20 protein-coding genes are annotated in these 23,777 nt (G+C 58.3%); 6 read left to right on the forward strand and 14 right to left on the reverse strand.

All coding sequences use genetic code 11. The annotated features are described in order from the left end of the window. Positions 1 to 91: 91 nt before the first annotated feature. Positions 92 to 1,780 (forward strand): glycoside hydrolase family 32 protein, encoded by a 1,689-nt coding sequence (locus AD930_RS10575; protein WP_082781836.1) that lies wholly within the window; start codon positions 92 to 94, stop codon positions 1,778 to 1,780. A gap of 48 nt (positions 1,781 to 1,828) precedes the next feature. On the opposite strand, the gene AD930_RS10580 is transcribed toward AD930_RS10575, so the two are convergent. From AD930_RS10580 to AD930_RS10590, 3 genes are all read right to left on the reverse strand, one after another. Then, positions 1,829 to 4,609 (reverse strand): M16 family metallopeptidase, encoded by a 2,781-nt coding sequence (locus AD930_RS10580; RefSeq protein WP_373320486.1) that lies wholly within the window; start codon positions 4,607 to 4,609, stop codon positions 1,829 to 1,831. Positions 4,610 to 4,657: 48 nt separating this feature from the next. Beyond that, positions 4,658 to 5,320, reverse strand: a complete 663-nt coding sequence (locus AD930_RS10585; RefSeq protein ID WP_043551321.1) for a 2OG-Fe(II) oxygenase family protein — start codon at positions 5,318 to 5,320, stop codon at positions 4,658 to 4,660. Between the two features lie 80 nt (positions 5,321 to 5,400). Continuing rightward, positions 5,401 to 7,341: an AsmA family protein gene (locus tag AD930_RS10590; protein WP_061506186.1), complete on the reverse strand. Its 1,941-nt coding sequence runs from the start codon at positions 7,339 to 7,341 to the stop codon at positions 5,401 to 5,403. Between the two features lie 177 nt (positions 7,342 to 7,518). Here AD930_RS10590 and AD930_RS10595 point away from each other — a divergent pair, with 177 nt between their 5' ends. Next, complete coding sequence (locus tag AD930_RS10595; protein WP_052403873.1) at positions 7,519 to 8,670, forward strand: AI-2E family transporter; 1,152 nt, start codon at positions 7,519 to 7,521, stop codon at positions 8,668 to 8,670. Between the two features lie 2 nt (positions 8,671 to 8,672). On the opposite strand, the gene uvrB is transcribed toward AD930_RS10595, so the two are convergent. The 3 genes from uvrB to AD930_RS10610 form a co-directional block, all read right to left on the reverse strand. Further along, a complete protein-coding gene (gene uvrB, locus AD930_RS10600) occupies positions 8,673 to 10,961 on the reverse strand; it encodes an excinuclease ABC subunit UvrB (protein ID WP_061506208.1) in 2,289 nt (762 codons plus the stop codon). A 90-nt stretch (positions 10,962 to 11,051) separates the two neighbouring features. Then, positions 11,052 to 11,501: a hypothetical protein gene (locus tag AD930_RS10605; protein ID WP_061506187.1), complete on the reverse strand. Its 450-nt coding sequence runs from the start codon at positions 11,499 to 11,501 to the stop codon at positions 11,052 to 11,054. A 90-nt stretch (positions 11,502 to 11,591) separates the two neighbouring features. Then, positions 11,592 to 12,575, reverse strand: a complete 984-nt coding sequence (locus tag AD930_RS10610; RefSeq protein ID WP_061506188.1) for an aldo/keto reductase — start codon at positions 12,573 to 12,575, stop codon at positions 11,592 to 11,594. Between the two features lie 217 nt (positions 12,576 to 12,792). On the opposite strand from AD930_RS10610, the gene AD930_RS10615 reads away from it, so the two are divergent. Beyond that, on the forward strand, positions 12,793 to 13,245 hold the full coding sequence (locus AD930_RS10615) for an NUDIX hydrolase (RefSeq protein ID WP_061506209.1): 453 nt from the start codon (positions 12,793 to 12,795) through the stop codon (positions 13,243 to 13,245). A 147-nt stretch (positions 13,246 to 13,392) separates the two neighbouring features. Here AD930_RS10615 and AD930_RS10620 read toward each other — a convergent pair whose 3' ends face one another. The 8 genes from AD930_RS10620 to AD930_RS10655 form a co-directional block, all read right to left on the reverse strand. Beyond that, positions 13,393 to 16,329, reverse strand: a complete 2,937-nt coding sequence (locus AD930_RS10620) for a glycosyltransferase (RefSeq protein WP_061506189.1) — start codon at positions 16,327 to 16,329, stop codon at positions 13,393 to 13,395. Positions 16,330 to 16,511: 182 nt separating this feature from the next. Continuing rightward, positions 16,512 to 17,027, reverse strand: a complete 516-nt coding sequence (locus tag AD930_RS10625; RefSeq protein ID WP_197461681.1) for a disulfide bond formation protein B — start codon at positions 17,025 to 17,027, stop codon at positions 16,512 to 16,514. Beyond that, positions 17,024 to 18,370 (reverse strand): alpha,alpha-trehalose-phosphate synthase (UDP-forming), encoded by a 1,347-nt coding sequence (locus tag AD930_RS10630; RefSeq protein WP_043551326.1) that lies wholly within the window; start codon positions 18,368 to 18,370, stop codon positions 17,024 to 17,026. The genes AD930_RS10625 and AD930_RS10630 overlap by 4 nt, the downstream gene beginning before the upstream one ends. A 3-nt stretch (positions 18,371 to 18,373) precedes the next feature. Continuing rightward, complete coding sequence (gene otsB / locus AD930_RS10635; RefSeq protein ID WP_061506190.1) at positions 18,374 to 19,117, reverse strand: trehalose-phosphatase; 744 nt, start codon at positions 19,115 to 19,117, stop codon at positions 18,374 to 18,376. A 154-nt stretch (positions 19,118 to 19,271) separates the two neighbouring features. Continuing rightward, the gene (locus AD930_RS10640) at positions 19,272 to 19,895 is read right to left on the reverse strand and encodes a DUF2155 domain-containing protein (protein ID WP_244150566.1); all 624 of its coding nucleotides are present in this window, start codon (positions 19,893 to 19,895) and stop codon (positions 19,272 to 19,274) included. Further along, positions 19,892 to 20,110, reverse strand: coding sequence for a hypothetical protein (locus tag AD930_RS10645; protein WP_043551328.1), 219 nt, complete (start codon positions 20,108 to 20,110; stop codon positions 19,892 to 19,894). Before AD930_RS10645 ends, AD930_RS10640 begins: the two co-directional genes overlap by 4 nt. Before the next feature lie 44 nt (positions 20,111 to 20,154). After that, entirely contained in the window at positions 20,155 to 20,703 is a 549-nt protein-coding gene (mlaD, locus tag AD930_RS10650) for an outer membrane lipid asymmetry maintenance protein MlaD (RefSeq protein ID WP_043551329.1), read from the reverse strand. Positions 20,704 to 20,758: 55 nt separating this feature from the next. Beyond that, complete coding sequence (locus AD930_RS10655; RefSeq protein ID WP_043551330.1) at positions 20,759 to 21,127, reverse strand: NADH-ubiquinone oxidoreductase subunit NDUFA12 family protein; 369 nt, start codon at positions 21,125 to 21,127, stop codon at positions 20,759 to 20,761. Positions 21,128 to 21,338: 211 nt separating this feature from the next. On the opposite strand from AD930_RS10655, the gene AD930_RS10660 reads away from it, so the two are divergent. The 3 genes from AD930_RS10660 to AD930_RS10670 all read left to right on the forward strand — a co-directional run. After that, a complete protein-coding gene (locus AD930_RS10660) occupies positions 21,339 to 22,904 on the forward strand; it encodes a TSCPD domain-containing protein (RefSeq protein WP_061506191.1) in 1,566 nt (521 codons plus the stop codon). A 42-nt stretch (positions 22,905 to 22,946) separates the two neighbouring features. Beyond that, positions 22,947 to 23,411, forward strand: coding sequence for a RidA family protein (locus AD930_RS10665; RefSeq protein WP_061506192.1), 465 nt, complete (start codon positions 22,947 to 22,949; stop codon positions 23,409 to 23,411). A gap of 16 nt (positions 23,412 to 23,427) precedes the next feature. Continuing rightward, positions 23,428 to 23,777: peptidogalycan biosysnthesis protein (locus AD930_RS10670; RefSeq protein WP_208598600.1), on the forward strand; the 350-nt coding region annotated here is incomplete at its 3' end.

A 23,777-nucleotide genomic window follows, 5' to 3' on the forward strand; every position in this document is an offset into this window, starting at 1 on the left:
ATTTTCAGGGCCTGACGGCCTTCTCTCCTCTGTTCTGGCCTTGCAAACAGGGCTTCCTGTTTCCTCAGGCCAGACGGAGAAAGACCAGACCATGCTGACACGCCGCCGCACCGCTGGCCTTTTTGCTGCCGCCACACAGAGCATTCTCAGCCTGTTCACCGCCAAACCCGCTGCCGCAGCAGACCCCACTGAAGGGGGAAGCCCACTGCGCCGGGGCAAGACGGAACCCGAAGCCTCCCATCCAGAACCTGCAGACCGCCCGGGCGGCATTACGCCCACGCCCGGCACCACACTCAGTGATGCGGAATACCGGCCTGCCATCCATTTCTCGCCCCGCATCGGCTTTATGAACGACCCGAACGGTCTGGTTCATGATGGCACGCAATGGCATCTCTATTATCAGTTTGACCCCTTTGCGCCCTATGCCGGCCGCGTCCATTGGGGCCATGCCACCAGCCCGGACCTGTATCACTGGCAGGATCAGCCGGTTGCGATTGATCAGACACCTGCCGGGGAAGCCTTTTCAGGCAGCGCCGTCATGGATGCTCACAACACGTCCGGCTTGTTTCCACAAGGCACCGGAGGACTTGTTGCGCTCTATACCCGCGCAGCACCCGAGCGCCAGAGCCAGTATCTGGCATGGAGCACGGATAGCGGGCTCACCTTCACAGAGTATGCCCACAACCCGGTTCTGGACTTGCAGCTTTCTTCCTTCCGGGACCCGCAGGTCTTTTTCCATGCGCCAACACAACGCTGGATTATGTGCGTCGCCCTCTCCCGCGATCACCAGATTGCATTCTTTGGCTCCAGCAATCTCCTGCAATGGACCGAACTCAGCCGCTTTGGGCCTTCCGGTATTACCGGAGTGGATTATGAATGCCCCAACCTTGTGGAAGTCCCCATAGAAGGTGGCAAGACGGCGTGGGTTCTGTTTGTGTCCATCAACCCCGGCGCACCACAGGGCGGGAGTGCCACGCAGTATTTTGTCGGGACATTTGATGGCACCCGGTTTGTGCCGGAGTCTGACACCACAGAATTTGTCGATTTCGCAAAAGATTTTTATGCACTGCAATTTTTCACCAATGTGCCCTCGGGCAATCCGGTGTCCATTGGCTGGCTGAACAACTGGCAATATTGCCAGGAAACACCCGCCAATTCCTGGCGTGGTGTGATGTCTCTTCCACGCCGGGTCAGTCTGGAACCGGATACAACACAGCGGCTCAAACTGATCCAGCAGCCTGAAGACCTGACCCCACTCCGCGGCACAGCGTCGGACGCAACGCCTCCCTCACGCATGGACGCCGGGAGTAGCTGGGAGACACCCCTGCCCGCCTCTGCCGCGCATGAAGTGCGGATGAGTGTGGAAATTGATGCCCAGCCCGCAGGCCTGCCGCCGGGAGACAAAGGTCGAAGTGGCCGCTTTGTCCTCAATTTCCTCAATAGTAATGAGGAAACGCTCTCCATCGGGTTTGATGCCTTTACTGCCCAGCTCTGGCTGGACCGAGGCAAACTCAAAGGCTTTTCGCACCCGTTTTTTACAAACAGCTTTTCCGCAGCCCTCACGCCGGACCAGCGTAAAATCACGCTGCATATTGTTCTGGATAAATGTTCGGTGGAAGTCTTCGTCAATAACGGTCAGCAAACGGGGTCGGCATTACTCTTTCCCGCCACCCCTCTGGACCGGCTGCGCCTGAGTGCAACGGGGGCCGGAGCAACACTGTCCCATTTTGAACTCTTCCCGCTCAAACAGACCGTCCGGGCGGAAGAAGGCCAAATCTAAAAAAACGCCTCTCTTCAGGATTTTTTTGAAGAGAGGCGTTTCACGCTCTTACCAGGTTGGCGTTGGCCCTTTGACAATCTGGGCCAAATCATCCGGGCGGATCCACTTCCGGAAGGCCGCCTGCACATCTGCCCCGGTCGCTTTGTAATAAACCTGTGCGGCGCGGTCGGTATTATCGAGCGGCAGCCCAAGCTCTTCCAGCCCCAGATACTGCGCGGCAATCCCGCTCAGGCTGGCGCGACGCAGCGGCAGACTGCGCAGCAAAGACGCTTTTGCCAGCGACAGCTCATCCTCCGTAGGGGGAGCTGTCTGCATCGCTTTCAGATCCTGCAAGGCAGCCACACGGGCTTTACCAACCTTATCGGGGTCAGAACCATAATCAATGTTATAGGCGCCACGTGTGCGGCCCCAATCAAAACTGCTGCCCACAGAATAGACATACCCCGTCTTCACCCGCAGATCCCGATATAGACGGGAAGAGAACAGCCCACCACCCAGCACCTCATTACCAAGCTGCAGCAGGAAATGGTCCGGGTGAGACGCCGTTAGCCCCAGCGTTTCCGCCAAAACCACTGTATTCTGCACGCTGCTCTTGTCCGGCACATTAGCGCGGGATGCTTTGCTGAGTGGCACCGTTGGCAGATCCACCACCGGCTTCGGGCCTTCCGCTTTCCAGCCGCCAAAAGCCTGCTCCACCACAGAGCGTGCTTTTTCGGGCGTAATATCCCCGGTCACAACAATGGTGGTCAGGTCAGGCCGCCAGGCTGCCTGATAATATTTGACCACATCATCCCGAGAGACACTCATGATGGATTGCGGCGTTGCGTTCCGCAGTTCTGGATCTTTTTCCGGCAGCAGCGCTGTTTTTACAGCCTTGCCAAACAGGAAGCCGGGAGACACCAGCAGCCCCGCCTGCCCCTGCGCAGCCTGCATCCGCACAATCTGGAACGCTTTTTCCGGGAAGGCCGGATGCAGTTCATTTTCTGCAAGCAGCGCAATGCCTTTTTCAAAATCAGGCGTTAAAACCTGAAGAGAAAAACCACCCCCTGCACTTTCCCATGCCGGAATATCATCCAGCGCTTTCTGGAACCCCAGACGGTCATGCGTTGTGGTGCCGTAGGAGAACAGAGATTCTGTTAAATCTCCTACTCCTTCCTTACCTGCCGGTTCCTGCAACGCCGCATTCTGACGGATTTCACCAGACAGCTGAATGGTGTGGCTCACGTGGGACGGCCAGACAATCAGCTTCAGGCCATTCGGCAGAGTGCTGACAACCGGCTGCGGCGTGGGCTTCGGTTCTTCCAGACGGGACAAGGCTTTTTCCGCCCAGTCCGGCAGCTTTACCGGCTTATCCGGCGTGGAGGCGAAGGATTCTGCGCCGCCAAACCCTTTACCAGCCACAGGCTTGCCAGAGGCTTCCGGCGTCAGAATAGCTGTTACCGCATGGGCCGGGTCCAGCAGGGTTGCCGCCAGACGGTTAACGGCTTCCGGCGTGACAGCCTGATAAGCGGCGACAATATCACCGGGCGCGTCCAGATTATGGAAGGCCAGCGCAGTGGACCACTGCGCCGCCAGACCACTGACGGAGTTGGCAGAGAACTGAAGCTGGGCAATCTCGCGCTTCTTGGCGGCTTCCACCAGTTCTGCCGGGACACCATTTTTCCGGATTTTATCCAGAACATCCCGCACGTCACTGAGGGCTTTTGCGGAATCCCCTCCTTTAGGAAACGCGGCAAGAGCTAGACCAAACCCGGCCTCTTTTTTCGGTGCATATTCAAACCCGGCAAACAGCGCCTTGCCCTGCGGCACCAGATCATACAGCGCCCCGCGCTGGCTGCCGAGCACGTCGGACAGGATATCGGCCACAGCAAAATTGTCCGCCGTGCGCCCCGGCATGGGGTAAGCGAGCGTTGCAAACCCAACCGGATAATCTGTCGGGAACGTCAGCGTTTTAGCCGGCGGCGGCACCGGGGTGACTTTGGGGCGTTCCGGCAGAGTTTTCCGCGGGATAGCGCCAAAGGTTTCGCGCACCTGATCCAGCGCGGTCACCGGGTTTACATCCCCCACAATCACCAGAACGGCATTGTTGGGCGCATACCATTTTTCGTAAAAATCACGCAGGTGGGCAGCATCTGTCTTATCGAAGGACGGACGGGTGCCCAGCGCATCATGCGCATAGGGTGTTCCGGAAAACAGGATGGACTGCAACTGTTGCAGGTAGAGATAAGCCGGGCTGGACAGATCGCGCGAGACTTCCTGCTCAATCGCCCCGCGCTCCTTGCTCCAGTCTGCTTCTGATAGTGTCAGCCCCTTCATGCGCAGGGCTTCAATTTTCAGAAGAACCGGCAGATCCTGCGCCTGTGCTGTATAGAAATATTGTGTGACGTCCTCAGTCGTGTCCGCATTGTAGCTGCCACCCAGACGGGTGCCCACAGCGGCCAACTGGTCTTTATCCAGCCCCGCACTGCCACGGAACATCATATGTTCCAGCGCATGCGCCGTGCCGGGGAAGCCCTCCGGCGCTTCTGCCGAACCCACCAGATAATTGATTTCCGTTGTAACCACCGGAGCCAGACGGTTGGGCACAATCACCACGCGCAAACCATTGGGCAATGTCGCCCGCACAACCTGCGCACTGCTTAGCGCTGCTGGTACCAGAGCAGATGGCATCTGCTGCGCACAGGCCATGGGTGTAAATGCCGCAGAGGAAAGCGCGGTGCCTGCAAGAATAGCGGCACCCAGAACAAGAGGAGATGCTGCCAGAGTCCGCAACATGACCCGTCTGCCAGACTGTTTTTTGCGGAATGTTGTAGAAAAGGGAAAATCCATTCTTAAATCCTTTGTTTTGAACAACTGCACTTACAAAAATCAGGCGCCTCAGCCCGCGAGTCCGGGGAGTGAGAATTTTTTCGCCATGGCGGAAAGCTGGTGCCGCCGCAGTTCAGACCGTGCGCGGGCATCTTCCGTCATGTAATTCAGCTGAATGGTGTAACGCTGGCCCACAAACTGACGGTGGCCGTGCCATGTGGTGGGGCCGTTGGGGAAGATCAGCAATGTGCCCTCCACCGGCGGCACTTCCTTCGCATAATCTTCAATATCGTGCGGGCCGCGCAGCAGACGCACGCAGCCTTCCTGCTTGTGCCAGCTCTCCTGTTCCGCCGGGTTCAGATACAGCAGAACGGTCACACGCTTGGCGAGGGAATCCGTATGAATCCGGCCATCTTTCTCCCGCGTGCGGCCACGAATGGTCAGCATGGTCGGCGCATGATCCAGATCGAGATGGAATTTTTCGGCAATAATCCGCCGCAATTCCGGCCCTTCCATAGCCTGCACCACAGACTGCATCAGCGGGGAGAGTGTGAGGGCCGATGGCGGAAAGGAGCCGCCGGACTGGATATCCGGCAGGCTGGCGAACAGCCGGGGCAGGTCATCCTTGCGAATAAAATGCGGGACAACCACATGCGGGAACGGGTCGGCACAGACAGGGGCTGTGGCCAGAGCCGCGTAATCCGGCTGTATCGAGGTGTCTGACATGGTCATGCGTTCCGTCCAGATTGAACACTTTTGCCAGACGGACGGTAGAAGGGAAGTGCGGCAGGAACAAGCCCTGCCGCAGCCCCTTACTTCCCAACAGCCCGGTAACAGGCGTTCTTCAACGCAAACTCCTTCACCCCGGCGGGCAGCACATTCAGGCGGTCTGTCTGGGCCATCATGGCTCGTCCCTCGGCTGACCAGCTGGCCGGACGCACCTTCGGGCTGCTGAAACTGCCGCTGACACGCACCGGAATATCCAGCGCAAAACGGCCTGTGGTGGAGGCCTGACTGCCAAATGTCAGATCAAACCATTTTCTGTTCAGGTCAAAGCGGGCATTGGCCGCCACAGTGCCATCCCCTGTGCGGATGCGCAGCGGCAGCGCCTGCCCAACGCCCCCGCGGGAACTGACCACCCCCAGCATGCAGGACACCGGGGTCATACCCTTTGGTTTGTTGAACAGCATCCGCAAATCAGCAGAGACAAGGCCAATCACCTTGCGGTCCAGACTACCGTTAGTCATGGACACAGCGGCTGCCACATCGGCCGCATGCACGGCGGCGTTCAGCGTCTTCTGGGTGGCATCGGCCCGCATCTGCATGTCCACGCGGCCTGCAATCGGAACGGGGCCAAAACCCAGTGCCTGACGCAGTTTTTCAATATCCGCACCGGAGACGTTCACGGCAGCCCCGACATGAGCCGCGCCTTTGTCCGCACCCTCAATCTTACCGGATGCCTTCAGGCTGGCCCCCAGATAATCAAGTGCCAGCATATCCACCGCCACCGTACCGGGTTTGACCGAGGCTGCCAGCGTCATGTTGGAGAAACGCAGCACATTATAAGACAGCTGTTTGACCGAGAGATGCGCATCAATCAGCGGGTCCGGCGCGGCATCAACCGTCAGCGGAATATCGGTTTCGGACGGATTAACCTTTTTCTGGTGGCTGAGAAATTCATTCAGATTCAGCTGGCTGAAAGCAATATCCGCCGTCACATGGTCCGGTTTGCCGTGGTCCCCTTCCACAAGCCGCATGAGCGTAATGGTCATGGGGTTATCCTTGACCATCCCCTTCCCCTGCGTGACGCTCCACAGATCGCCCTCATGCTCAAACTGGCCGGACATCTGCATAGCAATATCCTGCTGGGCAGGCAGGCCGGCAATCTGCATCATCGGGCGGGAGGTCGGGCTGTTGAAGGTGACAGCCCCCTTGATGCCATCTGCGTTGATCGGGTCCGTTGCCGTCCCTTTGAACGTGATGGTCATGTCCCCGGACTTCGCTTCCATATCAATCCCGTACGGCGTTTTGGTCTGCCGCAGGATGGAGAAGGGCTGCATGGTGGCTGTCATGGTCACCGGCGTATCATTATACGCACCATCAACCGCCAGATGGACAGGCTTGTCCACCCCATCCGTCTGGAGCGTGACGGTTTTCAGCGTCGTGCGAAATTCCGAGCCATGGGCGGTGCGGTAAATGACCTCACCCTTCTCAACGGCAACATCAAGCGCCGTGGGGTAACTGCTCCGGTCATCCGGCCCGGCTGGCGGGTGGCTGGCCGCAGGCTTTGCTCCGGCCTCAGCCTGCTTGCCGAAACGCCAGTTGGGCAGACGCTGCGGTGTGCGCTCCACCATCACATACACATCAGAAATCGCCACATGCCGCACCAGCATCGGTCCGTGCAGCAGGGATGAAGCTTTGACCTCCGCCGCCAGACGCCCCACCCGCACCATATCCGGCCCGGTGCCGCCGGGAATATTGGCCAGACGCGCATTGGCAATCTCAACCTTCAGCCAGCGGCCGGGTGTGACATGCAGGCTGCCCACCTGCACGGTCCGCCCCAGAGCAGCCGTTGCGCGCCGCGCCACAAAGCCCCCCAGATCAACCTTGTTGAGAAAAATCCAGCCTGCACCGCCGGAAGCCGCAATCAGGGCTACAGCCCCCACGCCGCCCCATAGTGCCCAGAAGCCTGCGCCGCGCCGTGCTTTATGCCCCTCAGAGGTGGCGGGTTTGTCGTTGATCTGATCTGACATCTACGTCCTCAATTGCCCGCACCCTGTTTTCTATAAAAAACGGTGCGCTCTTTTCTGCCCTCTGGCAGTGTCTGACGCTCTTGTAGAAAAAAATGACGCCTCCGTCATGTCCATGATTGGCATGCCCGCAGACCTCCGTTACCTCTACAGCACCCAGACAGGGATGAAACGGACGAAATGACGATAAACACCCCGCCCCCCAGTGATACACCAGCGCGCCAGACTCGCGTCGTTCTGGCGGCCATGACGGCTGTCGGGATGATCCTCTGCTCGCTCTGGGTGGTCCGTCCCTTTCTTCCTGCCACCATCTGGGCCGTGACCATTGGGGTCACCACATGGCCCCTGCTCCTGCATATCCAGAAATTTCTGTGGGGCAGCCGCGGGCTGGCGGTCACCGTGACCAGTCTTGTTGCCATAATGGTCTATGTTCTGCCCTTCTGGCTGGCGACCACCACAGTGCTGACCCACACGGCCGAGCTGAAAACCCTTGCGGATTCCGCTCTGGCCTTCCGCATTCCCTCAGAACCGGAATGGCTGCAGCATCTGCCCTTTATTGGCCCCAAAACAACCGTCTGGTGGCAGCAGATTGAAAATGTCCGCCTGCCGCAGCTGGCCAACCGTATTCTGCCTGATACCGGCAAGATCATTGGGTGGGTTCTGGATTATGCGGGCAGCTTTGGCATGCTGGCGCTACAGTTCCTGCTCACACTGATTATTCTGGCAGCCCTCCACACACGTGGAGAAGCCGCTGCCAATCTGGTGATGAACTTTGGCTCGGCTCTGGCCGGGGAACGCGGGCGGGAAATGGTGCTGCTGGCAGGCCGCACCATCCGGGGCGTCGCCATCGGCGTGACCGTCACGGCTCTGGCTGAAAGTGCAGTCGGCGGTCTTGGTATGTTTCTCACCGGCGTGCCCTGGGCCAGTATTCTGACAGCCATCACCTTTATTGCCTGCCTGCTTCAGGCTGGTCCGGGTGTTACCCTTATTCCCGCAGTAATCTGGATGTTTTTCTTCCACGGCATTGGCTCGGCAGTGGTGTTGCTGGTGTTCACCATCCTCGCCATTGTGATTGATAACCTGCTCCGCCCCTTCCTCATCCGCAAACAGGCCAATGTGCCGCTGGTGCTGATTATGGTGGGCGTAATTGGGGGGCTGGCTGCGTTCGGTCTGGTGGGCATTTTTGTCGGCCCGATGATTTTATCCGTCACCTACACGCTGGTGAAAAGCTGGCTTTCAGACGCAGAACTGCCGTCCTCTACTGAGGATACGCCGCTGCCTTCCCTGCCCCATACGGCGCAGGACGCCCCCCACCCGGCAGAGGCAAAATAGCCTCACGCCTTGCTGCGGCTGCGTCCCCGTTTGGGTTTGGGCTCATACCCGCCACCCCCCGGCCCCAGTGGACGCGGAACCTGCTCTTTTTTCGGTTTGCGACGCGGAGAGGATTTCTGCCCGGCGGTGGACGCCGGTGCAGGGGGCGCATCCAACCCCAGTTGCAGCGCTTCCAGCCGTTTGATTTCATCCCGCAGGCGGCCAGCTGTTTCAAACTCCAGATCCGCCGCAGCTTCACGCATCCGTTTTTCCAGACCGGCAATAGCCGTATCCAGATCCTGCCCGACAAACTCCGCCACACCCGTATCTTCATCCGGGGCCACGGTGACGTAATCCTGCTCAAATACGGAGGAGACAATTGCGCCAATATTCTTGCGCACGCTCTGCGGCGTAATGCCGTGGGCTTCGTTCCACGCCATCTGTTTTTCACGCCGGCGGGCGGTTTCTTCCACGGCGTATTCCAGAGAATCCGTCATCTTGTCGGCATAAAGCAGCACCCGCCCTTCCACATTACGCGCGGCGCGGCCAATGGTCTGGATGAGTGACGTGCGGGAGCGCAGGAAGCCTTCCTTATCCGCATCCAGAATGGCCACCAGCGAACATTCGGGAATATCCAGCCCTTCTCGCAGCAGGTTGATGCCAATCAGCACATCAAACGCGCCAATCCGCAGGTCGCGGATAATTTCAATCCGTTCCAGCGTATCCACATCGGAGTGCAGGTAGCGCACCTTAATGCCGGCTTCATGCAGATAATCAGTCAGATCTTCCGCCATGCGCTTGGTCAGCGTCGTCACCAGCACACGGCCACCTTTGGCAACCGTCGTGCGGCATTCGGCCAGCAGGTCATCCACCTGATGCTCCACCGGGCGAATATCCGTCACAGGGTCAATCAACCCGGTGGGGCGGATCACCTGCTCGGCAAACACACCGCCTGTGCGTTCCATTTCCCACGGACCGGGAGTGGCGCTGACAAAAACACTCTGCGGGCGGAACTTGTCCCACTCGGCAAAGTTCAGCGGGCGGTTATCAAGGCAGGACGGCAGGCGGAAGCCGAACTCGGCCAGAATGGATTTGCGCGCATTATCTCCGCGCTCCATGCCGCCAATCTGCGGCACAGTCACATGGCTTTCATCCACAATCAGCAATGCATCTTCCGGCAGATATTCAAACAGGGTCGGCGGTGGGTCGCCGGGTTTGCGGCCTGACAGATAGCGGGAGTAGTTCTCAATCCCTTTGCACACGCCTGTTGTTTCAATCATTTCCAGATCAAACGTGGTGCGCTGGTCCAACCGCTCGGCTTCCAGCAGCTTGCCTTCCTTGGTGAACTTGTCGAGTTGCTGGCGGAGCTCCTGCTTGATGCCCACAACAGCCTGCTTCAGCGTCGGGCGTGGCGTGACGTAATGGCTGTTGGCATAAATAGTAATTTCCTGAAGATCAGCCGTCTTTTCACCAGTCAGCGGGTCAAACTCAATAATCCCGTCAATCTCATCCCCAAACAGGGAGACGCGCCAGGCGCGGTCTTCATTCTGCACGGGGAAAATATCTACCGTCTCACCCCGCACGCGGAAGGTGCCACGGGTAAAGGCAGCATCATTCCGGCGATATTGTAGTTCGACCAGCCCGCGCACCAGACGGTCCCGGTCAATCTCCCCGCCCAGTTCCAGTTTCACGACCATGCGGGAATAGGTTTCGACCGACCCGATACCGTAAATGCAGGACACGGACGCCACGATAATCACATCGTTCCGTTCCAGCAGCGCCTGCGTTGCCGCATGGCGCATCCGGTCAATCTGCTCGTTAATCTGGCTGTCTTTTTCAATATAGGTATCAGACCGGGGCACATAGGCTTCCGGCTGATAATAGTCATAATAACTGACAAAATATTCGACGGCATTATTAGGGAAAAATTGCTTCATTTCCCCATAAAGCTGTGCCGCCAAGGTCTTGTTGGGGGCCAGAATAAGGGTCGGCTTCTGGGTGGCTTCAATCACCTTGGCCATGGTGAAGGTTTTGCCGGAACCCGTCACACCCAGCAGGACCTGATCCCGCTCGTTCTCTTCTATCCCTTTGAGGAGATCAGCAATTGCCTGTGGCTGGTCACCGGCCGGTTCATATTCCGAAACCACTTCCATCCGCCGCAGCTTGGGGCGAGCGGCCTGACGGTCCGGTTCAAACGTGACAGGGGGCAGGCTGGCAGCCCGCTCACTCAGCGTGCCGCGCTTCTTACCGCGCTTAGCCGCCGGAGCAGAGGGGGAACGAGACGCGGAATCGGGAGCGGTACGTGTGGCCATGGTTTCCAACATGGTGCGCAGCCCTGCGGCCTGCAAGCCTCATTCCCAAAGGCAAACGAGAGAGCGGGGCTTACCTTATCCCTCCATACCTTACTGCATATGAAACAGAAAACGAGACAGGGGCGTATGGGACAGCACAATCACTACCATCCCCAGCAGGATAATCACCCTGCCCCCTACGTAGGCGCAGGCCTGCGAGAGTTCATCCCGGCTGGCCATATCCATGAAGGCATCCCGCCCGGCATAGCCACTGGCGGCGCGCATGCCGCGATAACGGTTTAATGCATCAGAGGACAAGCCAGCCCGGCTGAACATCTCAGCACTATACTGATCAAGATCATCTTTACGGAACTGGGCCACACCACCGGACTGGCGGACCCGCTCCGGTCCGCCGCCCAGCAGCGCCAGCGCCTGCAGCCGGCGCGCTGGCACACCCAGATATTCCGCAGCCTGCGTCCGGTTCAGCACCTGCTGGAGCGGAAACTGGCAGACTGTGGCCTGTTGGGAAGGCCGGTCAGCGTGGGCGGGCGGCTTTTTCATGGGGGTTAAGCTTGCGAAAAAACGCAGCGTTTCGTCAACGCTTCCCCCTGACCGCCTGCCCTGCGGTCACCACAGGTCTTGTAGCCTGCGTCAGCTTCTGGCGGGTGGCGCCATGAATTCCGGGCCGACAGGGTCCGTAATATCGCGAGCCAGAATGGCATCAATGGCCTTCATATCTGCCTCATCCAGCTTCCAGCCAAAGGCCTCATCCACACCACTAATCTGCTCCGGCTTTCTGGCACCCCACAACGCAATGGTCGGCCCACGGTCCAGCACCCAGCGAATGGCGAGAGCCAGCATGCTCTTGCCATGCTTTTCCGCAATAGCCTTCAGCTCTTCAACGGCCTTCAGATACTGGCCAAAGCGCGGCTGCTGGAATTTGGGGTCGCTCTTACGCAGATCATCACCTTCAAACTTACGGTCCGCCGTCATACGGCCAGACAGCAACCCGCGGCACAGTGGCCCGTAGGCCAGCACAACCAGATTGTTCTTGATGGCGTAAGGCAGAACGTCCTGTTCGATCTCGCGCTCAAACAGATTGTAGGGCGGCTGAATGGTGGCCAGCGGTGCAAATTTACGGAACTCATCCATCTGCGCAGGCGAGAAGTTGCTCACGCCCAGTGCCCGCACCTTGCCGTCCTTCACCAGTTTTTCCAGCGCACGGGCGGTTTCTTCCATCGGCGTTTTAGGGTCCGGCCAGTGCACCTGATACAGGTCGATATGATCCGTGCGCAGGCGACGCAGAGAGTCTTCAATTTCCTGCGCAATCCTGGCCGGGCGGCTATCGCGGAACACGTTGCCATCCTGCCAGTTCAGCGCGACTTTGGTCGCCAGAATGACCTTATCCCGCTTGCCTTCCAGCGCGCGGCCAATCACCTCTTCCGAATGCCCCAGACCATAGACCGGCGCTGTATCAATGACGTTGATGCCCAGATCCAGCGCCTTCTCAATGGTTTTGGCGGCATTCACATCATCCGGGCCACCCCACATGGAGCCCCCAATTGCCCATGTCCCCAGAGCAATGCGGGATGCGGGCTTGGCCAGCCCCGGAATGGTAAGGGTTTCTGCCGTCATGATCAGACTCCTGAAACGTCAAAGATAACTGTCCTGCCTCGCCAGTCCCGTTACAGAACCAGCCGGACAGAGTTCACGTAGCTTAAACGCTCCGCGTCCCATGTGTTGCATTCAACCTGCGAAAAGCGGGCATGTTCCTACAGGGATGCACCCGTTCTGCCGCGTAAAATCCGCGCAACACTTGACCATTGCGGGAAAGTTTCTGCATTTTCTGGTTATGACTACTGCAACTCCGTCCTTCATGCCACGTGTCGGCGTTCTGGCTCTTGTCCGGCACGGCCAGAATGTTTTGCTGGTACGCCGGGCCAATGCGCCGGATGCCGGCCTGTGGGGTTTCCCCGGTGGGCGCGTTGAGGCTGGAGAAACACTGTTTCAGGCAGCCGAGCGTGAATTATGGGAAGAAACCGGCCTGACTGCACAAGCACTTCAAACCGTTGATGTTTTTGACAGCCTCCATCACACACCAGATGGAACGCTGGCCTTTCATTATGTGATTGTTGCGGTTTTGTGTGAGGAAAACACCCCACATCCTACTGAACCGCACGCCGCAGATGACGCCCTTGAGGCGCGCTGGCTTTCTTATGATGAAGTCAGCACACTCGGCCCCAAAGCCTGCGCGCGCCTGTTTGAGTTGACGCAGAAAATTATACCTGCCCCACAAACACGCTAAATTTTATCGAAATAATAACGAGTTTTCTTCTGAGAAATCTGAGGAGAAAACTCTACCCGGAGCAGATGCGGGTTTTGTGGAGTGTCATACCGAGCCACCCCACAAAACCTCGCCTGTTTTTAGTCTCGCAACATAAACAGGCTTTTATCAAAAACTGAGAAGAGCTTTGAGCTGTTCCAGATATTTCTGGTGCGAATGATCATCCCGCACCCGCGCCAGTTCATGCTCGCGAATGTTTTCCCAGAGCGCCTTATCTTCATAAAGCCGCACAATGGCATCCGCAAACGCCTGCGGGTCTGTTGTGCTGACACTCAGCATATCCTCACCCGGCGTCCAGCCAACCTGCTCACACAGAATGGACGATGCCACAATGGGAAGACCATGGGCTGCGGCTTCATGAATTTTATACGGAATACCCGCCGCAAAGCGCGTCGGTGCCACAAAAATCCGGTGCCTGTCATAAACAGGGCCAACATCTGGCACGCGCCCCAGAAGATTTACTCGTGGGTTTTTTGCTAAGAGCGAAAGATCTACTTTTGGACTAATGTAACCACAAACTGTGAATTTTACATCATCGGGCAAACGGCCCTTCAGAAGTGGCAGAACCTCACTACTGAACCATGAAAGAGAGTCGACATTAGGAGAATCAATGTCATGCATCGCGCCAAGGAACAGAATGTCACGCCGCGCATCCCATCCCGGAGAATGCGGAAGCGCCTTTTGCATATGCCCCAGAACACCCACGTTCGGGAAGCCGTTCTCTTTGAGGATTTCTGCATCCTTTTTGTTCACGGCAACAATTTTCTCAGCCATGAACAGGTGGCGGAATTCATGCTTGAGCATTTCTTCAACAGATTGCTCAAGATCGCCCTCGCCACGCAGAACACGCTTCTGATGCTCACGTGGGGCGGCCACGGCCTCGGTGTCAATAATCACTGCACGAGACGAAATGGCGTCCGCGCACTGCATCAGCACCGGAGCCAGACGGTCCGCATTATGGGTGCGGGCAATCCAGACAAGATCATAATAACCGGCACGGGATTTGATGAAGTCTTCCAGTTCCGGCAGTTCCCGATCCCAGATGACTTCCGCCCGATCCGGGAAGGAACTGCAAATTTCTTCCATCGGCTCAGTGGGCCGATAAACCGGATATACTGTCACATGATATCCCAGATCAATCATGCTCCGGATGACATCATTGGACCGCGTAAACCCTGACCCAAGGAAGCGATACGGCAGGCGATCTTCAATGAACAGAATCCGCTTCTGCCGTGTGGCGGACGAGCGCGCCCGCACCAGCAAACGCTCGTGGAACAGGTTTTTCTGCCGCAGATAGGCACCGTGCTTTTTGCGGAAGATTTCCTGATTACGCGCAATCATGGACGCACCACTGATAAAACCAGAGGTGCCATATTCATAATGAATGACCACAATGGAGGGGTCATATACCACATCAAACCCGGCCTCATGAATCCGGATACACAGATCCGTTTCCTCAAAGTATGCCGGGGCATAATCCGTATCAAACCCACCCAGCTTTTTCAGCAGATCGGAGCGGACGAGCAAGAACGCACCGGAGCAGAAGTCAACCGAGCGGACAAAATTGGCTTCCGGCACATCAGGGCGCTTGTCACGCAGATAGCCGCACACGGAGCCGTCCCGCCAGACAATGCTTCCGGCTTCCTGCAACATGCCGTTGGTCCGCACCAGCTTGGCGCCGACTGCCCCGGTTTGGGGCTCACTCCGCAGGCGCGCCAGTGCGTTGCCCATGGCGCCGGGCATCAGCTCCAGATCATTATTCAGATACAGCGTGAAGGGACCACGGACTTTCTCAAGGGCTGCATTACAGCCGAGCAGGAACCCGACATTCCCCGGAAAGCGAATAACTTCCAACCCACGCACATGCTGCTCAATGGTACGCATGCCGTCTGTTGAGCCGGAATCCACCACAATAATCTGCATCGGGCCATTATAATTGGCGCGCAGAGACGCCAGTGCGCTCAGCGTCATGGCAAAATGGTTATGCGCAATAATAATAACGGTAAAATCAGGATATTCGTACGTAAAATCCAGTGCCTGATTTAACAGAAGCGGCATCCGGATCCGGCACATTTCGTGATAGATTTTCTTGGAGACATGCTCGCTTTCCTTCTGGAAAGCCGCGTCATCCTCAACCTTGCCGCCATGCGCGATGTAGTGAGCAAAGGCATCCGGATAATCCCCCCGGCTGACTTCCTGCTGCACGGCCGGGTTCCGGAAATAGCCTTCCAGATCTACCGTGGAGAGCGGCTTACGCAGTTCATGCACACCATATTTCAGGAAATGCTCAAAAAAATTGCGAAAATGTTTGCTTTCGACCGCACCGGACACATCGTTATTCACACTGCCGTAAAATTCTTCTGAGAAGTACGGATCAGGGTTGAACAGTGTTGGGGTTTTATTAGCTAGATAATGATGCAGGGCGGATGTCCACTCTTTGGCATCCAGCTCCTTACGCACTTCCGGATAGGTTTCCAGATACCATTCCGGGTCAAAATACCAGGACAGCCTGTGCCCATAGCCTGCCACCGGTGCCGTTGCCCGCACACATTGAGAATACGGCCCCAGTTCGGTTGTGGTCGCCTGGCCGCCTTTCAGATAGGCATTGGGGTCAAAGAACCATGACCCGCTGCTATACTGGAAATCTCCAATATTCAGGTAATGGTCATACCCGTTTCTGAACCCTTGTTCGGCAAGGCTGACGTCGGAAATATCCCGGTGCCGTTTCAGATAATACTCTTCGTCAAACAGCCAGTGGGGGTTATGAGACGCAAAGCCTTTCTGGCAATAATGCTCAAAGCCAGACCGAAACTCCCCCCGGCTGATCTGCTCAGCAACGGCAGGATATTTGCTCAGATACCAGTCTTCATCAAAATAAGGATTGGGAGAGTGCTTAAGACTGACACCGTCATTTTTATAAAATTCCTGAACAGCCTCATCAGTCTCAATCTGTAAGAAGCTCAGGACATCTTTGTATTTCTCTTTATACCAGACACAATCAAATACACTCCAGTCCAGCTTCTTATTCTTATCATATGCCGTCATTGAAATTTCCCAGGGCTGCCTATTTGAGTGTGACTATATATTTCGACGAACGGGACACAAAGCCCGTCTTGCTTACGAAAATATTAGCACAGGATGAAGACAGGGAACAGAACAGCCTAAAGGACGTGCGCCGAAAGCCGCCTGCATGATGCACACAGGCGGCTTCCGGCTATTTGTCTGTTTTAATAAAATATTCTGCGTGCAGTCCGGCTGAGCCGATAGCGCCAGACACCAAATACCCCCAGCACACCCGCCGCATACAGCCCGCCCATGACAGACATGGACACGGGCAAATCTGGGATCAGATAAGTTGGGGAATCACACGGTTTGGAAGGCAAAAGCGGCATGGAAGCCAGCCGTTCTGCCATGGTGGTGCCGGTAATATGGGGGGCATGACACCCCGGCAACGGGCTGGGCCACCATCCCCACTCCACCCCGGCATGGCAGAACGCCAGACCAACCGAGGCCAGCAGGGTCGGCACGCAAAGCCACAGCACAGGTCCACCTGCCGCACCCGGCAGCAGGACATCAACCACGCCAATAACGATCAGAATACGCCAGGGCCAGCGCTCAACCAGACACAACTCACAGGGCATGATGTGCAGAACATGTTCCACCCACCATGCAATACCCAGCGCCAAAGCGCCCGCCAACGCCAGAAAGAGACCCATTTTTCTGGTGGAAAATGCTGATCTCACGCTAAACGGGCCTTCCCAAGAGCCTGAATGAAATCACGGGCCCAGGTTAACGCCGTAACGCGCCAGACGTCCGGCTCTAGGTGATCCCACCGCGCACGCCGCTCTCCATCAGGCATGGTCAGGGCTTTATGCAGGGCGTCCGCAATATCATCTGCATCATGCGGATTGACCATCAGAGCAGCCTCCATGTCCGGGGCGGCACCCGCAAAGTGTGAGAGAATTAACACACCGGGGTTCGCCTTATCCTGCGCTGCCACATATTCCTTGGCGACCAGATTCATGCCGTCCCGCAAAGGTGTAACGAGCGCTGCATCTGCCAGCCGGTAGAAACTGGCAAGCAGGGCACGGGGCACAGGATGTGTCAGATACCGGATGGGCGTCCAGTCAAAGTCACCATAGGTACCATTAATGCGTCCAGCGGCTTCATCCAGTTCCCGCCGCAGGGCCCGATATTCCGGCACATTTCCACGAGAGACGGGTGTGACCTGAAGATACACGACCTTCCCCCGATGCTCAGGATACCGCTCCAGAAAGATCTCATATCCCTTGAGGCGCTCCGGCAGGCCTTTGGAATAATCCAGCCGGTCCACGCCGATAATAAACGGCTTGCCGCGCAGACTTTCCTTCAGACGCTGTACGTCCGGGTTGCTCAACCCCTCTTCCGCCTGTTTTGCAAAGCTGTCCGGATCAATCCCGATCGGGAAAACCTCCGCCTTTGCCTTAACACCAACGATGGAGAACCCGTCATTCATGTTCCGGGCATCGTCCTCGGTCTGCAGACCAATAACGTCGTACGCCTGCATGGCGCGCAGCAAAGCATCCGCTTCCGGCAGAGCCCGCATCAGGCTCCACGGCGGGAACGGAATATGCAGGAAGAACCCGATGGGGGCTGTTACACCCAGATCCCGCAACGCCTGCCCCAGCGGGAACAGATGATAATCATGAATCCAGATCTGATCACCCGGCTGCAAAAGGGGCAGCAATTTGCGGGCAAACAGCTCGTTGACGTTTTGATAGATAACCCGGTCTTTCCGGTCATAATCCATCAGGCCAGCCCGGTAATGGCAGAGCGGCCATAAGATGCCGTTGGAATATTTCTGGTAAAACCCGTCATATTCCGCGTGCGTCAGGTCGATGGTGGCGTAGGTGACATTCTCCACCTTATCGAGGCTGACCTCCGGGTCATGCCCTTCTTTTTCAGAAACCTGCTGGCCGGACCAGCCAAACCACAGGCAACTGCCTTCTTTTAACGCCGCACGCAGGGCAACAGCCAGCCCGCCAGCGGGCTGCAATCGGTCCCGCGGCGCAGGGACACGATTGGAAACAACAACTAAACGCCCCATCGCTTAACCCTTCCCTTCAACCAAAGAAGCAAGCCAGGCACGAAATGCTGTCGGGTTAGGAAAATCCGTGGGAATACGCAGGCCGACGCCGCTCAGGCGCTTTGCTGCGGCCATGCCGTCTTCATCCGTCACATCGTCACCCACAAAAACCGGCTTCCGGCCCGTAAAGGGGAGAGATTTCATCAGCATGCTGACGGCATAGCCTTTATCGACCCCAGCGGGCCGGACTTCCCATGCCATTTTTGCCGTCTGAACTTCAAAGGTGCCATTGGTGCCCTTCACCCAGTTTTCAGCGGCCTCACGCAGGGCTGCTCCGGCTTCCGGCACGGCGCGATAATGCAGAACAAAGCCGCCCGGCTTATGCTCCAGCCGTGCGCCGGGCCACGCTGCAATAAGGTCGCGTGCCTCGGCAAACCATGACTGCGGAACTGAGGGAAGCGCTGCCCGCTCAATCGGGCCTCCGGGGCGATGCCTTACCGCAATGCCATGCTCACCTGCCACGGCAAACGGGATATCCCCCAGGAAATGATCAATCTGATCAATCGACCGGCCAGAAACAATGGCCAGCGCATCACCACAGGCCGCACGCAGGCGGCGCAGGGTTTCCGGCAACCCTTCCGGCACCACCACAGAATCTGGCGTGGGCGCGATATCGACCAGAGTACCGTCAAAATCTAGGAGGAACGCCGCCTGATCCAGAGAGGGAACCTGAAAGCGAAATTCCTGACTGGAAGAAGAACCGATCACGTACACCTCGTCTTGTTTTGCCACAGATCAAGCCAGCCAGACCCTATGCTGACGCCCGATTGCTTCCTGAAACGATGCCTGAGCCTGTCCGGCCCGACAACTCCCTGAAAAGCAAGACAGACCGCACCGTCATGAACGGTCTGGCCCGTCCGGCTTAATATTCCCCGCCGGATTCAGGAGATGCGGGAGCAGCATCTCCCGCAGGTGGCGCGCCGGAACCAGAAGGCGCATGGCTCCCCCCATTGCCGGGCACATCACCCGTGGGCGCAGGCTGGTCACCGGTGGACGGTGTCAGCACGGGCACGGCAGGCGTTGGAAGCGGAGGCACCATGGGGGCAACATCTGCCCCCTCACACCGCACCATCCGCACGTCATACACAGCGCTTTCAAACACACCCAGACCCGGTTCTGCGGCCAGCATCCAGCCCTTGAAGGTTGCCCCATCAGGATGCGTGTCATGCAGCTCCAGCCACCCTGCCGCATCGGGTGAGAGTGTTTTAGGCCGTTCCAGACACCGGCCCGCGCTAATATCCAAACTCTTGTAGTGCGCTGTGGTTCCCGTCGGGACCGAAATCAGCTCCACATGCGCGTCCAGCCGGTCGAGCACCCGCACCACGGCGGTTCCCTTGCCCTGCCATACGCCCTGCCCATAAACGGCGGGGGGAGCCAGAGGCGTGCCCACGGCGTGTGCGCTCGGCGTTGTGACGACCCAGCCACCACCCACTGCCACCATCATGCAGCCCAGAAGGGCCAGACGGGAAAAATGCTTCATGCTCATGCTTTGTTTCCCTGATGCGGAGACTGAAGAGAGGCGACAAGGTCGGTCAGATGCGCGCGCATCCCCTGTTCACTCACCCCCATCAGCACGGCATCCTCAAACGCATCCTGCAGGATCTCCTGCACTTCCTGCCAGTTCTCATCCAGCACACGCAATTTTTCCTGACAGGAGAGGGGCTGCCCATCGTCCTGCAGCCAGAGTTTCGGGCTTTCCATACGGGATCGTCCTCTTCAGACAGCCAGCGTCAGGTCAGAACGGCTCATGGAAGATCGGCCTTACCAGCATCCCCGGCAGCGGGCGCTTTGCTCCCTGCGGCATCCTTGTTCGCACGGGTCAGCGTATCGGTCACTGAGAAGATGAATTTGCTGAGCAGCTGTTCCAGACTGATGGCCCCCTGCGTCTCGCTGATGGTCGCATCAGCCGCCATCATGTGGTCGTCTCCACCGGGAGAAAGGGCGATGTATTTGCCGCCCAGAAGGCTGTCACTGGTGATGATGGCGGCACTGTCCGTCGGCAGCTTGATATCTGGCCGCACGGTAAAGGTGACTTCTGCCTTGAAGGTCTGCGGATTAACGCGCGCGGACACCACCTGCCCTACGGTCACACCGGCAAGCCGCACGTCTGAGCCAACGCCCAGCCCATCAATATGGGAAAAACCGGCATGCAGCCGGTAGCCGCTGGTGTCGGTCTTGCGGCCTTCGCCTACCACAGCGGCAACGAGCATCAGCCCGAGCAGGCCGAGAACAAGAACGCCGGTCAGCAACTCCATAGAGGTGCGCCGGGGTTTTACTGCCGTTACTGAAGCCATGCGTCCTGTCTACTCCCTGTCTGGACACGCACCTTAGCAGGGAATGCGTTTCAGATCACGCCTCAGGAGACCAGGACTCGTAATCTCCTGTCGCGGGCGGATGCTGGCCGGTTTTATAGGGGCTGCCCGCTGGCCGGTAGGCCTGTGCTGTGCCGGTCAGGTTTGGCTGATGCGGCAACTGCCAGGGCTTGCGCTCCTCCTGCGGGATGGGCGCATCCATCGTATGATGCAGCCAGCCCCACCACTCCGGCGGCACGGCGGAAGGGTCTTCCCCCTTCAGATAAATCACCCAGCGTTCGGGCCGGTCCACACCGCCGCCACGCCGTGCGGCCCCTGTGGATTCGTAATAGCATCGACCGTCATCATCCTTGCCAATAAGGCGACCTTTGCGACGGGTATGCAGCCATGTTCCGAAGTTTGCCATAGGTTTGAGGATAAGACTCCACAGCCCCGCTGGTCCATGTTTTTTGGGGGATAATCGATCAACTCCACTCGATCAGATCCGCCGGATTACCAGCAAAACCGGGCGTGTAAAAAGTTATCCCCCATATCCTCGTTATACCGGGCATTGTATACCGCAAATGGCGCTTTGCACGGGTTCCACCGGGGTTTGGGGCACGCGTAAACTCCCTCCCATGACAAGAGCCAGACGCCATTGGAACGGCGTGCTTATGAGCACGCTTCAGGCCGCAGCTGACCCGGATGCGCCCCTTCGCTCCGTGACACTGCCCGCTGAGTGGGATGCAGACGCAGCTTCCGCTCTGGCCCAACTTGTGCCCGGCACCCATGCCGTGGACCTTGCCACCGTCGCCTCCCGCTGGGTGGATGCGCTGACGCAGGATGATGCAACCGCTCGCTCTCTGGTGTGGCTGCTGCTGTTGCGGCAGGCTGCCCCCACGGAACCCGTCTGGTCCTGCGAGTTTGATCGCCCCCCCGGCTTTCTGGTGAATCTGGCCGCCTTTATTTCTCCCGGCGAGGGCTTTGCGGCTGAGACCTTTGTGGCCGCTATCCGCCTGCTCTCCTCTGTTCTGCGCAGTGCGGCCCGCACCACGGCAGACCAGCGGAATGGTGAACTGCCCCTGCCCGACCTGTTTGCGCCGGCCCCGGAAGCGGAAGCCCCGGTCAAACCGGCTGCAAAAGACAGTGATGAACAGCCCGCCCCGCCCGTCATCGCCGGTGACATTATGCTCACCAACCTTGATGCCTGTCTGGCTGGAGTCGGTCTGGATTATGACAGTGAAGATGGCCGCGCCGCCGCCTGCGCCATTGCCACACTGGCGACCCTGACCGCCCATTCCGGAACAGGCCCCGAGTCCCTGCCGCTGCCGCCCGTGCGCACCGTGTTGCCGGGCCTGAGCGAGACGCTGCGCGCCGTCTGGCGGGAAGCCGCAGTGGCGACCGAGACGCCTCTGGCTACGGTGGAAACCGGCTTTTCTACATGCAGCGCGGTAGATGGACTTCTGGGTGTGGAAGCCTGCGGGATGGCCCCGGTCTTCTCCCTGCTCCGACCCGATGGCCGACTGTCGCCCAGCACGCGTAACCGCCTGGACGCCCGCGGCTTTACGACAGAAACAGCACTCGCTGGCGCACTGGCTGGTGAGCCTGTGCTGCCGCTGCCCGGCCCGAACGCCCATATGGCGATGTATCGCGCTCTGACCGGCTTTATTGACCGGATGCCAGCCCGGCCTGACCCGACTGCGCAAACGCTGGTCCGCAAGCTGGAGCGTGGTATGCGCCGCGCCCTGCCCCCACGCCACGGCGGCTTTACCCAGAAAACCAGCATTGGCGGCCACCGGCTGTTCCTGCGCACAGGTGAGTATGAAGACGGCACATTGGGTGAACTGGCACTGAACCCCACGCGGGAAAGCTCCATGGTCAAAGGCCTGATGGAAAGCTTTGGGGAAGCTGTGAGCATTGGCCTGCAATATGGCGCGCCGCTGGAAGCGTATGTCAGCAGCTTTGCCTATTCCTGCTTCGGCCCGTCCGGCACGGTGGAGGGGGACCCTGTGGCCTCTTACGCCACCTCCATGCTGGACTACACATTCCGCGCGTTGTCCGATGCGTATCTGGATAAAAAGCTGCCCGATGGCCCGCATCAGGACAGCCAGATGGACCCGGACCCGCTTCTGCCGCTTGATTTCCCGGCGCAGGAGAGCGACCCTGCTCCCCGCAAACGTGGCAGCCTGCGGCTGGTCAGCTAGCCCGGGCCTGCCAGAACCCTTTGAATTAAGGACTCGCATCTTATGACCACCACGCCTGAAGCCCGCCTGAAAGACCTCGGCATCACCCTGCCCACACCGGCAGCCCCTGTAGCCAACTATGTGGCCTGCGTGCAGACCGGCAATCTGCTTGTTGTCTCCGGTCAGCTTCCGCTGGCTGATGGCAAGCTGTTTGCAACGGGCAAGCTCGGTGGCGCTGTTGCTGTGGATACCGCTGTGGAAGCAGCGCGCTACAGCATGATCAACGTGATCGCACAGGTAAAAGCCGCTGTAGGTGACCTCAGCCGCGTGAAGCGCGTCGTGCGTCTGGGTGGCTTTATTGCCTGCACGCCGGACTTCACGGCACACGCTTCCGTCATGAACGGCGCGTCCGATCTGGCGGTTGAAGTGTTTGGTGATGCCGGTCGCCATGCCCGCTCTACCGTTGGCGTGCCTTCCCTGCCGCTGGATGCCCCGGTTGAAGTTGAAGGCCTGTTTGAAATCGGGTGAATGAAGAGGCACCGTCATGTCTGACTGGTCTGTCTCTCTGCATGACGGCCTGTATGCCATAGATGCCACCGCGTGGGATTCCTGCGCGGGGGCTGACAATCCGTTTGTCAGCTACGCCTTTCTCTCTGCGCTGGAGGACAGCGGGTCTGTTTGCCAGCGCACCGGGTGGCTGCCCCGGCATGTCACCCTGCACGCCCCGGACGGCACTCTGGCTGCCGTCTGCCCGGCCTATCTGAAAGGCCATTCCTGGGGTGAATATGTGTTCGACCAGGGCTGGGCCCGTGCTTTTGAGGCCGCAGGCGGCCAGTATTACCCAAAATTGCAGGTGGCTGTCCCCTTCACACCCGCCCCCGGCCCGCGCCTGCT

The sequence above is a fragment of the Acetobacter malorum genome (genome assembly GCF_001580615.1).
Taxonomy (GTDB): domain Bacteria; phylum Pseudomonadota; class Alphaproteobacteria; order Acetobacterales; family Acetobacteraceae; genus Acetobacter; species Acetobacter malorum.

Bases quoted from the DNA above. Each gene is read 5' to 3' on its own strand.
- AD930_RS10575 (WP_082781836.1), top strand. From the start codon at position 92: ATGCTGACACGCCGCCGCACCGCTGGCCTTTTTGCTGCCGCCACACAG.
- AD930_RS10580 (WP_373320486.1), bottom strand. From the start codon at position 4,609: ATGGATTTTCCCTTTTCTACAACATTCCGCAAAAAACAGTCTGGCAGA.
- AD930_RS10585 (WP_043551321.1), bottom strand. From the start codon at position 5,320: ATGACCATGTCAGACACCTCGATACAGCCGGATTACGCGGCTCTGGCC.
- AD930_RS10590 (WP_061506186.1), bottom strand. From the start codon at position 7,341: ATGTCAGATCAGATCAACGACAAACCCGCCACCTCTGAGGGGCATAAA.
- AD930_RS10595 (WP_052403873.1), top strand. From the start codon at position 7,519: ATGACGATAAACACCCCGCCCCCCAGTGATACACCAGCGCGCCAGACT.
- uvrB (WP_061506208.1), bottom strand. From the start codon at position 10,961: ATGGCCACACGTACCGCTCCCGATTCCGCGTCTCGTTCCCCCTCTGCT.
- AD930_RS10605 (WP_061506187.1), bottom strand. From the start codon at position 11,501: ATGAAAAAGCCGCCCGCCCACGCTGACCGGCCTTCCCAACAGGCCACA.
- AD930_RS10610 (WP_061506188.1), bottom strand. From the start codon at position 12,575: ATGACGGCAGAAACCCTTACCATTCCGGGGCTGGCCAAGCCCGCATCC.
- AD930_RS10615 (WP_061506209.1), top strand. From the start codon at position 12,793: ATGACTACTGCAACTCCGTCCTTCATGCCACGTGTCGGCGTTCTGGCT.
- AD930_RS10620 (WP_061506189.1), bottom strand. From the start codon at position 16,329: ATGACGGCATATGATAAGAATAAGAAGCTGGACTGGAGTGTATTTGAT.
- AD930_RS10630 (WP_043551326.1), bottom strand. From the start codon at position 18,370: ATGGGGCGTTTAGTTGTTGTTTCCAATCGTGTCCCTGCGCCGCGGGAC.
- AD930_RS10640 (WP_244150566.1), bottom strand. From the start codon at position 19,895: ATGAGCATGAAGCATTTTTCCCGTCTGGCCCTTCTGGGCTGCATGATG.
- AD930_RS10645 (WP_043551328.1), bottom strand. From the start codon at position 20,110: ATGGAAAGCCCGAAACTCTGGCTGCAGGACGATGGGCAGCCCCTCTCC.
- mlaD (WP_043551329.1), bottom strand. From the start codon at position 20,703: ATGGCTTCAGTAACGGCAGTAAAACCCCGGCGCACCTCTATGGAGTTG.
- AD930_RS10655 (WP_043551330.1), bottom strand. From the start codon at position 21,127: ATGGCAAACTTCGGAACATGGCTGCATACCCGTCGCAAAGGTCGCCTT.
- AD930_RS10660 (WP_061506191.1), top strand. From the start codon at position 21,339: ATGACAAGAGCCAGACGCCATTGGAACGGCGTGCTTATGAGCACGCTT.
- AD930_RS10665 (WP_061506192.1), top strand. From the start codon at position 22,947: ATGACCACCACGCCTGAAGCCCGCCTGAAAGACCTCGGCATCACCCTG.